Source organism: Methanocella arvoryzae MRE50, assembly GCF_000063445.1.
Taxonomy (GTDB): domain Archaea; phylum Halobacteriota; class Methanocellia; order Methanocellales; family Methanocellaceae; genus Methanocella_A; species Methanocella_A arvoryzae.
This window is the reverse complement of record NC_009464.1, coordinates 2,767,757-2,781,181: the sequence shown is the minus strand read 5'-3', so window position 1 is coordinate 2,781,181 and position 13,425 is coordinate 2,767,757. Positions and strand designations below refer to the sequence as shown.

Sequence of the window (13,425 nt, the reverse complement as noted above, 5' to 3'; positions counted from 1 at the left end):
CTTGTATACACCCTGGCTGCACAGCCGGAAGGCACAGTCGCCGTGAAAAATGAAAACGGCACGGCCTTTATTATTGAGTACCCGGTAAACTGATCAGTGATGCGCACAGAAAAGAGAGACTTCAACAAAGCAGCAGCTAAATGGGACGAGGAGCCCAGAAGGGTGAAGCTTGCTGGAGATGTTGCCAGAGCCATATCTGAGGAGGTCAGGCTGACCCCGGACATGGACGTTTTAGACTTCGGCTGCGGCACCGGCCTATTATCGCTGAACCTGCTGCCCTCGGTACGCTCGGTCACAGGGGTAGACAGTGCGCAGGGCATGCTATCAGTCCTCAACTCAAAGATCGAGGCACTGGATCTCTCAAACGTCCGGACCATGCATATCGATATCGACAAAGGCGACCGCCTCGAAGGCAGTTACAACCTGGTCACCAGCAGCATGACGCTTCACCACGTCAAAGACATCAAGCCGCTACTGGACCGGTTCTACCGCATCCTTGTTCCGGCAGGCTATCTCTGCATCGCCGATCTCGACCTGGACGGTGGCAGGTTTCACGAGGACAGCACCGGCGTGTTCCACAACGGCTTCGACAGGAAAGAACTGCGCCAGTTGTTAGTAGACGCCGGCTTTGAAGACGTCAGGGACAGAACTGCCGCCAGCATGACGAAGCAGGTGGCCGGCGGAGAGAAGGGAGAGTTTACGATATTCCTCGTCGTGGGCCGCAAAGGGTAAGAGCCGGGCGCTAGTACCTCGCCTTTTTCACAGGCAGGAACAGCTCTCTGAACGTGTCGTTGAAGTATTCGTCGGTCATGCCGGCGATGAAATCCCGTACAATCTCGGGTTCGGAGAGGCCGTCCAGATATTTTTCCAGCCTCCGGGCATCGAGGGCTTTGGCGTAGCTCATGTAAATCCTGGACTCGCTGCCGTTCTTCCTGACGTCGTCCAGCAACTCATCGAACATCATGTCGAACATGTTCTGGATCTTGGCCGACTGGCTTTTGATCTCCTTGTTCGTGTAGATATTCCGGTAATTGAACTCCTTGAGCGCTTTCATCGCCTGCGCCATCTCGTCGCTGAGGGCAATATAATCCTTGTTGTAGCTGTTCTCGATCACGTCGACCACAAGATTGTTCACGATGTCCCGGTTGGTGCTTCCCAGTACTTCTGCACAGTCCGCAGGCACGTCTTCCCGGCTGATCAGCCCGAGTGTGATGGCGTCCTCGATGTCCCTGCCCACATAGCTGATCGTATCCGATACTCTGACGACACAGCCCTCCAGAGTCATCGGCATGATGCCCGAGTAGCCTTCGTGCTGGCGCATGCTCCGCGCCATTTCCTCGTCCAGCACTTCCCAGCTTTTATCCCGGCAAGGATGGACTTCAAAGTCGTGTGCCTCGCCGTTATGGGCCAGAATGCCGTCCAGTACCTGAAGTGTCAGGTTGAGGCTCTCGATCCTGTCCAGCGCCCACACGCTCTGCGCGTTGTGGTGGAAGCCTCCGATGCCATGCCTTACACAGCACTTCGACAGGTAAGTCTCGCCATCGTGACCGTACGGGGCATGGCCGATGTCGTGGCCGAGAGCGATAGCCTCAATCAGGTCCTCGTTCAGCTGCAAAGATCTTCCGATAAGCCGGGCGATCTTGGATACCAGCTGGACGTGCAGCACCCGGTGGGTGATGTGATCGTTTTTCACCAGGTAGAAAACTTGAGTCTTATCGATGTACCGGGCGTAGGCCTTGGAGTGTACAATACGGTCGCCGTCGTGGAAAAATGGCTGGCGGATATCTTCGTGGTCCGGGCGGCGCCTGACGGCATCGCTATTTTTACAGGCGTACAGGGACAGTGACCTATCGTAGGCCTGACTCTGACCCTTAATAGCCGCACTGATTCCCGCTGAGACATTCCTGCGCATATGACTTCTCCGCTGGCTAAAGCCATTATGCGCAGGGTAGTATTAAAATATGCGTTTTAAGCAGGAGCCTGTCGGAAAATAGTGGCCGCTCTCAGGCCACCGGCATCTGGATTTCAGTCATCAGCTTGCTCTCCGGCACTTCCTGCGGGTTGTTCAGGTACATCTCTCTGCAAAGGCCGTTTACCGTCAGCCCGTGGCTGCCGATATAATCGATGACCTTCGTGTATGCACCCCCAACCTCATGATACGGGCCAGTGTAGACAATAGTCACCATCCTGCCGCCCGGCAGCGCTTTGACTTCGAAGCCCGGCTCGACTGAGATGCGTCCGACTATGGGTACGGCAATTTCCCATTCGAGGTGGGCTATGCCCCACTCCTCAGGGGTTTTCGTCAGAGTCTCTCCGTTAAACAGCAGCGTGATAGGGCCGCAAATGTTCACGTTGCCCCGCTGGTTGGCCGGGCTGAAGATCTGCTGCATCACCGCGCCGATCAGGCCGGGGATGACTTGCTGCGGTGCGCCCGTACCGCGTTTGCTGATCACGCGTACTTCAGGGATTTCCTTGATTATGGGTTCTGTAGTGGTCACGTATAACACCTCGATGGCTCTCTTCCCCTGAAGGATCTCCTCGACCTTCTTCAGCTTCTGGATCTCGATCTGCGTCTGAGCGAGCCTTACCTTGAACATCTGTTCGATCCGGGCCTCGTGCCCGGCAGGGTCGTCCAGATAACCCAGCAGCTCCTCGATTTCCGCACAGCTGAAACCCATCCAGCTCAGCGTCCTGATCTTCAGGCCCACTTCTATCTGGCCAGACGTATAGAAGCGGTAGTTGTTGAACAGATCTCGTTTTGGGCACAGCAGGCCTTTCTCGTCGTACAGCCGCAGAGCTCTCGGAGAGAGGCTCGTGATCTGCGAAAACTTGCCGATCGAAATCTGAAGGTCGTCGTCAGGGGACATTACACATCACCAGCATAGTGGTCTCATGACCATATAACAGCATGGAGTTTGACGCACGTCAACCTTTCGGCGGCGGCTGTGCCGCTATAGCAGGTCAATTACTTGTATCAGTTAGCCCAAACGATGTGAGACAACAATCGGAACGCTGTTATGGCCCATACGAAGGTCTCCCTTGTAAGTAAGACCATTATCCCCGTGCTTCTGGCATGATTGATTATTCTGTATACTGGCCACATCCTGGCCGGTAGATAAATAAAGTCTTTCCAGAATAGTAGAACTCATTGGTGTTCAATATAGTTTAACTTATTCTCCCTGATCCTCTGGCTCCTCACCTTCCCCCTCTCTGATCCTCCGGACCCCCCGACCCCTCCCGAGAAAAGTTCCCTCTGATCCTCCGGCCCCTCTCATGTACTCCTATCTCCATGGACCCATATGAAAAACGTGTTGCATGGGTGATGGTTGCAAGGCCGCCAAGCACTCATCTCATGATAACTGGTTTTTCAAGTTAAGCCGATGAAAACCTCTGGAGGTTGGGGAGTTCCCGGGAGTTCTGAGAGGATTTTCAAGCTGGGAGGTTCGAGAGGGTCAGAGGTCGGAGAAGAGGCCCGGGAGTGTGGAAAGGTCCGTGAGGATTTTTTAAGTTAATTCTCTCTGACCTCGGGGTACTCACATAACCTCCTCTCTGACCTCCATGACCTCCCTGACCTCCCAGCTTGAACGTTCTCGCTAAACTCCATGAACCTCTCCGACCTCCCCTCCGACCTCTCAACACCTCCCTGACCCAGATTTTTCATGGAACGCCAAGAAGCCAAGCACGCCAAGGACTTCTTTATCATGATCCTGATTAAAAGGGCTTGGCGTGCTTGGCCCCTTGGCGTTCCATGAAAAATTAGCTCTTGGCGAGCTTGGCTCCTTGGCGTGCCTGGCGGTATTTTCGACTCACACAGGGCCAACTTTCAATTTTTCATAGCCTCTACCTGAAAATCCCCATTTATCATCCAGCGAGTGCTTGGCGGTATTTTCGACCTATACAGGGCCAACTTCTAATTTTTCATAGCCTCTACCTAAATATCCCATTTTTCATAATGCGAGTGCTTGGCGGCCCGGGCATGCTTGAGTCCGCATACCAGGAATGCCTGAAATGCGAGCTTAAAAGGTCTAATTTGGACGTCCAACTTGAAGTCCCCATGTCTCTGAGCTATTACCACGTTAAGAGGATGGGGAGTTCCCAGAGGTCGGAGGTTTCGGAGTGCTCGGAGATCAGAGAGAACGATCTCGGGTGGATCAGAGAGGAGTATGGTGAGGGGCTGAGAGGATCGGAGAGAATAATATTTTGACTTGTAATCAGCAGGTCTATAGCTTGAGTTTCGTGGGAAAGGAGTGTACCCCGTTTTTTAGGGTACACAATGGTTTGTTTTTTTTAAATCGGGCAAACCCGGGCCGAAGGCCCTATGAGCGCCTTCAGCGCTCTATTTATCGAACTGAGTGAGCTTCGTGCCTCTGACCAGTGCCACTTTCCCAGTCCGCACCATCTCTTTGATCCCGAAGGGCCGCATGAGCTCTTCGAGGGCGTCGATCTTGTCGATGCTGCCGGTGACCTCGATGATCAGGCTCTCGGAGGAGACGTCGACGATTTTGGCCCGGAAGATGTCGACGATCTGGATGATCTCGCTGCGGTCTTTGGCTTTGGCGGAGACTTTGATCAGCGCCAGCTCCCTGTCGACGGATTCCTGGTGGCTGATGTCGACCACTTTGATGATGTCGATGAGCTTGTTGAGCTGCTTGGTGACCTGTTCGATCACCTGCTCGTCGCCGTGTACCACGATGGTCATACGAGAGATGTCCGGGTTCTCAGTCACCCCCACAGTGAGAGAGTCTATGTTATAGCCGCGCCTGCTGAACAGGCCGGACACATGCGTGAGCACACCGGGCTTGTTGGCTACCAGCACTGACAGAGTGCGGGAGCTTCCGTTCGTAGAGCCGGCGGCCATTTATCTCGACCCCCCTCTCTCGACGAACTCGTTGATACTTGCGCCTGCAGGAACCATTGGGAACACGTTCTCCTCTCTCGAAACCTTGAAGTCGATGAAGACTGATCTGTCTGCCTTCAGCGACTGCTTTATGGCGTCCTTGACTTCCGACTTCTTTGTCACTTCTATGCCCACTGCGTCGTAGGCCTCGGCGACCTTGACGAAGTTCGGCTGGCCGGTCATGTTCGTGTAGGAGTACCGCCTGTTGAAGAACAGCTCCTGCCACTGCCGGACCATGCCCAGGTACCGGTTGTTGATGATGGCCACGTTGACCTTGATGTCGTTCTCTACCACCGTGGCCAGCTCCTGGATGTTCATCTGGATGCTGCCGTCCCCGGCGATGTTCCAGACGTTCTTGTCCGGGCAGCCGATCTTAGCGCCCATGGCAGCGGGGAAGCCGTAGCCCATCGTGCCCAGGCCGCCCGACGAGATGAAGGTGCGCGGGCTCTTGCACTTGATGTAGTGCGCCGACCACATCTGTGCCTGGCCCACTTCGGTGACAAAGATCCCGTCTCTGGTCATCTCGTTTATCATCTTGATGACATACTGAGGCTTCAGGTCGCCCGCAGCATCGTCAAAGTCCAGGGGGTACTCCCGCTTCCAGAGGTCGATCTTCTTGAGCCACTCCGCAGACTTCGGAAGCTTCAGCTTCAGTGTGGAGATGATCTTCTTGAGGATCACCTTAGCGTCTCCCACGATTGGCACGTCAACCTTCACATTCTTACCCATCTCTGCCGGATCGATATCGATGTGGACGATCTTAGCGTTAGGGGCGAAGCTTTCCAGCTTGCCAGTCACACGATCGCTGAACCTGGCGCCTATCGCAATTAACAGATCGCAGTCTATGATCGAGTAGTTTGCGTACCTGGTGCCGTGCATGCCCAGCATGCCCAGCGACAGGGGATGATCCTCCGGGAAGGCACCCTTGCCCATCAGCGTGGTGGTCACAGGTGCCATGATCGTCTCAGCCAGAGTCCTGACCTCCTCGTGGGCGCCGGCGATGATGGCCCCGCCGCCGACGTACAGCACAGGCCGCTCGGCCTTCTCGATGAGGGCGCACGCCTTCTTGATCTGGAGCGGGTGGCCTGAGAAGGTGGGCTTATAGCTCTGGAGCTGTACCGACTCAGGATAGGAGAATTCGACTAACGCGTTCTGGACGTCTTTGGGCAGGTCAATCAGCACCGGTCCGGGCCTGCCTGACGAGGCGACGTAAAAGGCCTCTTTCACCGTGTGAGTGAGTTCTTTGACGTTCTTGATGAGGTAGTTATGCTTGGTGATCGGTATGGTGATCCCCGTGATGTCCGCCTCCTGGAACGCGTCGTTGCCGATCATCGGAACGGGCACCTGCCCCGTGATTGCTACGACGGGAACCGAGTCCATGTAGGCCGTCGCTATGCCGGTTACTAAGTTTGTGGCCCCCGGGCCGCTCGTTGCCAGGCATACGCCTGTGCGCCCCGTTGCTCTAGCATAGCCGTCTGCGGCGTGGGCCGCAGCCTGTTCGTGCCTGACCAGTATATGACGCAGCTTTGAATCGTACAGCTCGTCGTAGACCGGCAGAATCTGGCCGCCGGGGTAGCCGAAAATGGTATCGACACCCTCGCGCTGGAGGGCCTCGAGCAGCGCTCTGGCGCCCGGGATCCTCCTGGACTCATTCGGACTCACTTGCTTACCTCCTTTAGATTCATTAAAGATAGTGCTTGAAGGTAACGTTTTAGCATTATTAATAGTTTATCATTATTCTTCATTTCAGCCACCGCAGCTAGTGCTTTGCAGATATGCCATTCTTCTCCTGCACCAGCCGGTTCATTCCCTCGATGAAGGCGATGACGGAAGCCATGATGATGTCCGGCCCTGCGCCCCTGGCGCTGATGAACCGGTCGCCCCTGGACATCTTGACCCAGACCTCGACCAGCGCATCGGTGCCTCCAGTTATAGCTTCGACACGGTACTCTTCCAGCTTGATGTCGGCAACTCCCATGACCGCCTTCCTCAACGCGTTCAGGGCTGCGTCCACAGGGCCCAGGCCGACGCCGGACTCGACGACCTCCTGGCCATCGATAGTCACCTTCAGCGAAGCCGTTGGGGTGGCGTGGTTGCCCGAAAGCACCGTGCAGTCGATCAGCTTGATCCGGGCCTCCGACTGCATATCCAGCACGCTGTCCGCGATAGACATCAGGTCCGCGTCGGTGACGTGCTTGCCTTTGTCCCCGAGGTCTTTGATCCGGGCGGTGATCTCGTCGACCTGTGAGTCGGTAGCCTCAAGCCCGATCTCCCGCAGCGCCAGAACGACAGAGGTACGGCCCGCGTGCTTGCCGAGGACGATCTGCCGCTTGCGGCCGATAGTCTCCGGGGTGATGGGCTCATAGGTAGCTGTATTCGCCATCAAGCCGTGAGTGTGGATGCCAGACTCGTGCATGAACGCGTTTTCGCCCACCAGGGCCTTGTTCGTGCCTACAGGAATACCCATCAGGCGACTGACCAGCTTTGAGGTCGGATAGAGGTTCTGGAGGACAAGGTTCGTGTTGACCTGGTAAAGAGACTTGAGGACGACGGCCACCTCTTCGATCGCCGTGTTGCCGGCCCGCTCTCCGACTCCGTTGACGGTTACGTGGCACTGGGCGGCCCCTCCCCGTAGAGCGGCAACGGTATTTGCAGTTGCTAAGCCGAAGTCGTTGTGACAGTGGATGCTGATCGGAACCTTAAGCTCGGAGGTCAGCCTCGAGAAGAGGTCGTAGGTCCTCTCAGGGTTCATCACGCCCACGGTATCGCAGAAGCAGAGCCGGTCCGCCCCTGCATCGATGCCGGCACGATAGACCGAAGTCAGGTAGTCCAGATCCGCCCGGGAGGCATCTTCGCCCGACAGCTCGACGATCAGCCCGTGCTTTTTGGCGTACTCCACCGCGTCGACGGCCATCTGCCTGACCGAATCCCGGTCCTTCTTCAGCTTCGCTTTGATATGCAGGTCGGAGACAGAGACCACAAGGTGGACTGAGTCAACGTCACATTCGAGCGCGCAGTCTATGTCCTGCTTAAGAACTCTGGCAAAACTGCATATCTCGGCATTCAGGCGCTCTTTTACAACAGCCTTAATGCCCTCCCGCTCGCCTGCGGAAGTCACGGCCGAACCGGCCTCGATAACGTCCACACCAAGCGAATCAAGGTTGCGGGCGATCCAGACTTTTTCCTCCGGCATCAGGCTGACACCGGGTGTCTGTTCCCCATCTCTCAATGTCGTGTCAAAAAATCTAACAGTATCGGAGAATAAAACGATTCCTTCTGTGCATTTTAAATCCCGATTCTAATTACGATTAAAGGTATTTTAAGCTTTGGGTGCTGCCACTCAAGCCTAAAGAACAGAATAGAAGGCAGATCGGGCGTTTATGCTGGAAAAGAGAGCAGATTCCGGCCGCCAGGATGCGTCAGCTATTCAGCTATAATATTAATTCTTGGGGGGGCTGCTCTGCCGGGGGCTGCTGGCCGTTTTCGCGGGAGCGGCGCTGCTCTTTCTGCCTCTGGATCCACTCGTACAGCGCGGTCAGGCTGAGGATGAGGCCTACGGCACCGCCGGCTGTTGCGATACAGGCAGTCGGGTTGAGGATGAGGCTGAGCCAGGCATCGAGAGGCGAGGCCGGGGTGGGCGTGGGAGCGGCTCCTGGCGCAGTGGTCGGCGTGGTGCCAGTAGCGGCCTTCTGGATGGCTATGGCGTCCAGCGTCTCTGCGCCTTCGATCTTGCTGATCGTGTGGCGGACCTCCTGCTTGTAGCCGTTCTTTGTAATGATAATGTCGTAGGTATCGGGGTAGATATTGGCTAAGAGGTAAGACCCCGAGCTGTCAGTCACGGCTTTGTAGTCCTTGTCGAACGACTGCGACTTCAGCACTACTTCGGCACCCTCGACAGGGGCGTTTGTGGCAGAGTCGATGACAGTGCCGCTAAGGCTGGACGTCTCCGGCAGAGGGGTCGGGGATACCTGAGTCTGGCCTACTATGAGGCTGCCTTCGAACTCGTCGATCTGGACGCCGTTCTCGAAAGCCTTGAAGCCGAAGACGATGATCTGGCCCTCCTCTGCAGTGATCGAGTTAGTGTTGACCCGGACGGTCGCACCCTGCTTTACTGTAGTAGTGACAGCGTTTGATGGGTCATCAATGTAAGCCTCGACAGTAACCGGGCCGCCGTTGTTGGTCACCAGCATGGACACGTGGTCGTTCTCCCACTTGGCCGTCGAGAGAACCTTTCTAGTGGTCGGTGTCGGATCAGGAGTTACAGCGGGCGTAGCGTCGGGAGTCGGCGTAATTGCCGGCGCAGGAGTGACTGTCTCGGTAGGTACGGGAGTTGAAGTAGCGGCTTTACCGGGCTCAGCCAGAGCGGCCGGTACTGCTACAAGTAAGAGTAAGCACAACAGTGATATGCTGATGAGTTTTTGAACGATCGTTTTCGAGCATCGGTTAGCCACAAAGATCCCTTCTGCAAGATAAATGTCCGTCCAGGCACCTGTACGGCTGAATTAATAGACGACCATCCGTCTGGCTTTTTCTTGCGCTGATTAAGACCTGTTGAGAGATATACTTTTTGATGTGCCCGACGTAAGTCGATTAATGAGAGATTGGTTGGACCCTGAGGGCTTCGCCTGACCCGGGCAGATAAGTTAAGGAGGAGTGATACTTACCTCTTACGGATCTCCCTCATCATTTCCCGCTGCATCTGCACGATCATGTCGATGATGTAGCCGAAGATAAAAATCTGGATCCCCGAGATGATCAGCAGGGCCGTCAAAATCGCCATCTGGTTATGCGGTATGCCCCGGAACTGTTCCCAGACCACATAAACGCCTACCACGAGTCCCAGGAGGAAGATGGCGATCGAGATCAGAGTCAGGTATAGCATCGGGTTATAGGTCTTGCCCAGCTTGTAGATCGTGTAGCCGATCTTGAAGCCGTCGTTCAGCGGGTTGAGCTTGGTCGGGGCCCCGTCCGCTCTGGCAAGGTAGGTGATAGGAACCTCGCACATGCGCAGGTCTTTCTTCAGGCACTCCACTGCCAGCTCGGCCTCTATGCCGAAGCCGGACTGGTTGAGGTTCACCATTTTGAGTGCTTTCCGGTTAAAGGCGTGGTAGCCGGTAAGTATGTCGTTGAGCCGGACGTGGTAGGCGAAGTTGAACATGAGGTTCAGCATCTTGTTGCCGAAGTGGTTCAGCCTGGTAAATGCGCCCTTGCCGTAGTTGGCGAAGCGGTTGCCGAGAACGTGGTCTGCAGAGCCGTTGACGATGGGCTCGATGAGCCGGTCCACCTCTTCGGGAAGGTAAGTGCCATCACCGTCGACCATGATCGTGATCTCCTTGTCGATCATGCCGAAGGCCTGCTGAACGGCTGCACCCTTGCCTTTGCCGTTTTGCAGCACTACTCTTGCGCCTGCTGCCTGGGCCGCAGCCACAGTATTATCAGTGCTGTGTCCGTCGACGACCAGCACGTCAGTGAAGCCCATCGCCTTGTAAGCTTCTACCAGCTTGCCGATGGTTTTACCCTCGTTCAAAGTGGGTATCAGGATGCAGACGTTCTCTCTCATCTAACCATATAACAGATGGTTGATCGTAATAATTCTTGTGTTTGGCGCTGGAGAAAAAGTCGGAATGGGAGAAAAGAAAAATAGAGTGCTGGCGGCCGGGCAGCAACCATTGCTGCCTGACCGCCTTCACCATTTTTTAAACGTTTATGGTCTCGCCGTTCTGGACTGCACGCTCCGGCACGTCGACCTGGGAGGTCGAGTTACCAATGGTCAGGGTGTACTTACCGGCAGGCGTCACAGCAGACGAGTAGTCCGGGCCGTTCATCGCCTCTGTCGCATACGGCACGGTCAGCACGAAGTTGCCAGCCGGGTCTGCGATGCCCGTCTGAGTGTACGTGAACGTCCTGTCGCCGATGGTCAGCGGCAGCGAAGCCGTCACATTAGCGCCCGGTTCAGCTTTACCCGTGATCTTAGCGCCGTCCACGACCTCATAGACCTTGACGTACTTGGCAGGCGGCCTGGCATCGTAGGCGACCTTGGTGCCGTCGCTGCTGGCCTGGACAAGGTCAATTGCCTGGGTATACAGGTCATAGGCTTCGGTGTAGTTGGCCATGCTAATCTGGGCAGCGCTGTTGATCGTGCCAGTATTCAGGTCCAGCAGCCTCACCCGGACCTGATAGTCGCCCGCGGATTCGTAGACCAGCCTGAAGTGGTCCATCTCGTTGGCGTCCTGGTAGTACAGCCGGCTCATCATGCTGTTGGCATACTTCTGGCTGTCGACTGGCAGGGGCACAATCTGAGTCTTGGATAGCTGGAACTCCTTCTCGGTTTCCCAGCCGTTCAGATCGTCTGCCCAGACGGTGATCGCGTAGAACTTACCCGTCGCCATGTCATTGTCGATGACGACGTATTTGCTCCCGAGGTCCTGCAGGTTAGCATATCCCTTCTCTTCCGTCGTTGCCAGGAAGAAGGGAGCGCTGCCGGTGTTGTTAGCCTCGTTAATGCCGGCCTGGAAGGGGTTAGCGTTCGGTATCCTCTGAGCTACGTAGGTGATGATGTGCCCGTAGTCCCACCAGCTCATCACACCATAAGCACTGGACGGATAGTTGTACCGGCCTTCGGAAGGTTGCACGTAGGTGCCGTTATAGCTGAAGCCCGCGCTTTGTGGGTCAGGGGTGTGGTCCCTGATCCAGAGCAGGGCGTCGTACCACTCGTAGCCCATGCCAGAGCCGCCCTGGGCATAAGCCTCGGTGTAGCCGGTGAAAAGGAAGCCGGCAGGGTCTTTGACCGGGTCGATGTACCGGTATGCCCCGGTGGACAGCGAAGTGGCCGGCCAGACGATCAGCGTCGCGAACACGATGGCCAGTACAGCGAACACGAGGACCTGGCCGCTGTTCTTGCCGATGAACCTCTGAGCGTCTTCAAACGACCTGACCTTCTTCTGCCAGCTGTCACTGAACTTGTCCCAGTCGAACGCCTTGTACACAGCGTATACGAAGTATGCAGTAAGGAGCGCTGCGTTCACTGCGAAGTAGTAGGTGAACCTGATCTGCGTAAAGGCAGCCCAGAGCATGACTACGTTCCACACGAGGAACAGCCATTCTGCAGGCCGGTTGTTCTTGAACACCCGGAAGGCGAGCAGCACGATGGCGATGATGGAAAGCCAGAAAGTCCAGAAGAACGAACTCCACAGGAGGTCGAGAGTGAACTGACCCGTCGCAGTCATGTACGAAGGCCGGGCTTCCTGCACCCACAGCATGCCGCCGCTGGGCGCGAAGACGTTAAACCCTGCCATGATCAGCCCGTAGATGTTCGGGAGAACGATGTAGGTCGCCAGCAGCCCGATGACTCCGATACCCAGGAGCGCCACAGGGTAAGTCCACGCTTCGGCTTTGTTGCTCTTGAGCACTCTGGACAGCCCGTACATGACGCCGAGGCCGACCAGCGCCAGCGTCAGGAACACTGGCTGGGTGACGGAGTAGTACATAAGCTGGAAACTCAAATCCTGGAGCGAGTAGGGCAGGAGCATGACCGTCGGTATCAGGTACATAGCGGCAGCCACGATGATCAGGTAATCCATCGGGGTGTCCCGGGTGTGATCGACGATAGCCTGGATAGCGAAGTAGATGAACAGGACGAACCCGACGAGCAGACCGCCCGGCCACGAGAGCATGTAGAGGCCGAAAGAGATGCCTGCGAGGGCAGCAAAGCCCAGCGCTACCAGCGCATCCTTATTTTTGGCCCTGAGTTTCTCGAGGCTGAGTCCCGAGGCTTTGGCATTCTCGAGAGCGTAGACGAGGAAAGCCACAGTGGCAACCGAAAACAGAACCTCGGCCACGTGGTGGTCAGCGAAGCCGAGCATCGATCGGGCCAGGAACTGCCCGGGCAGCAGCGCCAGCGTGATAGCTGCGAGCAGGCCGACTTTTCTGCCGTAGAGCTTTCGGCCGATAAAGTAGGTCGGGACAGCGCAGAGCATACCAAGGATGACAGGCATGTAGGCACCGATGGTAGTGACCGTCGCAGCACTGGGGCTGCCGAGGCCGACGACTAGGGAGGTCCCGGCTATCAGAAGCGTGAATAATGGCCCGAAGTGGACTGTGCTGCCGAACGGGTAGTGCGTGTACGCATCATAGAAGATCCTTTCCGGGAAGTGGGCCAGCGTGTTGAAGACCAGACGCATATGCATAGGCGCGTCATCAGCCGCGATATTCACATATTTCTCCGGCCAGTCGGTAAATACAGCCCCGTATGAAGGTACTGCCCGGATGTAGAACATCAGGACCATGATGAGGATCAGGGCCACAGGGTAAACCCAGGCATACGATTTCAGGTACTTAGCCAGATCGAAAGATTTCCGGTTCCCGGTCGCTTCGACCTGGACCGCCATTTCTCTCACAGAGTCCTGCTTGACAGCCTCTGCCACATCCCCGGACTGAGCCGGAGTCTCTTTAGCTGGCCGGATCTTTTTCCCGGCAGTGCCGGCGGACTTGCCACCGCTCTTTCCAGACTTTCCCATTCGCTCACCTTT

At 56.1% G+C, this 13,425-nt stretch carries 10 protein-coding genes; 2 read left to right on the top strand and 8 right to left on the bottom strand.

Going from position 1 to position 13,425, the window contains the following annotated elements; genetic code table 11:
• Positions 1 to 99 precede the first annotated feature (99 nt).
• The gene (locus tag RCI_RS13580; RefSeq protein ID WP_048198665.1) at positions 100 to 732 is read left to right on the top strand and encodes a class I SAM-dependent methyltransferase; all 633 of its coding nucleotides are present in this window, start codon (positions 100 to 102) and stop codon (positions 730 to 732) included.
• 10 nt (positions 733 to 742) lie between these two features.
• Here RCI_RS13580 and RCI_RS13575 read toward each other — a convergent pair whose 3' ends face one another.
• Positions 743 to 1,912: a deoxyguanosinetriphosphate triphosphohydrolase family protein gene (locus RCI_RS13575; RefSeq protein ID WP_012037026.1), complete on the bottom strand. Its 1,170-nt coding sequence runs from the start codon at positions 1,910 to 1,912 to the stop codon at positions 743 to 745.
• Between the two features lie 91 nt (positions 1,913 to 2,003).
• Positions 2,004 to 2,867: a MerR family transcriptional regulator gene (locus tag RCI_RS13570; protein ID WP_012037025.1), complete on the bottom strand. Its 864-nt coding sequence runs from the start codon at positions 2,865 to 2,867 to the stop codon at positions 2,004 to 2,006.
• 1,109 nt (positions 2,868 to 3,976) lie between these two features.
• Here RCI_RS13570 and RCI_RS16790 point away from each other — a divergent pair.
• Entirely contained in the window at positions 3,977 to 4,204 is a 228-nt protein-coding gene (locus RCI_RS16790; RefSeq protein ID WP_048198664.1) for a GxxExxY protein, read from the top strand.
• Between the two features lie 132 nt (positions 4,205 to 4,336).
• Here RCI_RS16790 and ilvN read toward each other — a convergent pair whose 3' ends face one another.
• The 6 genes from ilvN to RCI_RS13535 all read right to left on the bottom strand — a co-directional run bounded on the left by ilvN (position 4,337) and on the right by RCI_RS13535 (position 13,413).
• Positions 4,337 to 4,858, bottom strand: coding sequence for an acetolactate synthase small subunit (gene ilvN / locus RCI_RS13560; protein ID WP_012037024.1), 522 nt, complete (start codon positions 4,856 to 4,858; stop codon positions 4,337 to 4,339).
• The gene (gene ilvB, locus RCI_RS13555; RefSeq protein ID WP_012037023.1) at positions 4,859 to 6,559 is read right to left on the bottom strand and encodes a biosynthetic-type acetolactate synthase large subunit; all 1,701 of its coding nucleotides are present in this window, start codon (positions 6,557 to 6,559) and stop codon (positions 4,859 to 4,861) included.
• Positions 6,560 to 6,656: 97 nt separating this feature from the next.
• Entirely contained in the window at positions 6,657 to 8,168 is a 1,512-nt protein-coding gene (locus RCI_RS13550; RefSeq protein WP_081477356.1) for a (R)-citramalate synthase, read from the bottom strand.
• A 160-nt stretch (positions 8,169 to 8,328) separates the two neighbouring features.
• Entirely contained in the window at positions 8,329 to 9,348 is a 1,020-nt protein-coding gene (locus RCI_RS13545; RefSeq protein ID WP_012037021.1) for a carboxypeptidase-like regulatory domain-containing protein, read from the bottom strand.
• Positions 9,349 to 9,557: 209 nt separating this feature from the next.
• Positions 9,558 to 10,457 carry an S-layer glycoprotein N-glycosyltransferase AglJ gene (gene aglJ, locus RCI_RS13540; RefSeq protein ID WP_012037020.1) on the bottom strand — a complete coding sequence of 300 codons (900 nt, stop codon included), beginning with the start codon at positions 10,455 to 10,457 and terminating at the stop codon, positions 9,558 to 9,560.
• 136 nt (positions 10,458 to 10,593) lie between these two features.
• A complete protein-coding gene (locus tag RCI_RS13535; protein ID WP_012037019.1) occupies positions 10,594 to 13,413 on the bottom strand; it encodes an oligosaccharyl transferase, archaeosortase A system-associated in 2,820 nt (939 codons plus the stop codon).
• Positions 13,414 to 13,425: the final 12 nt, after the last annotated feature.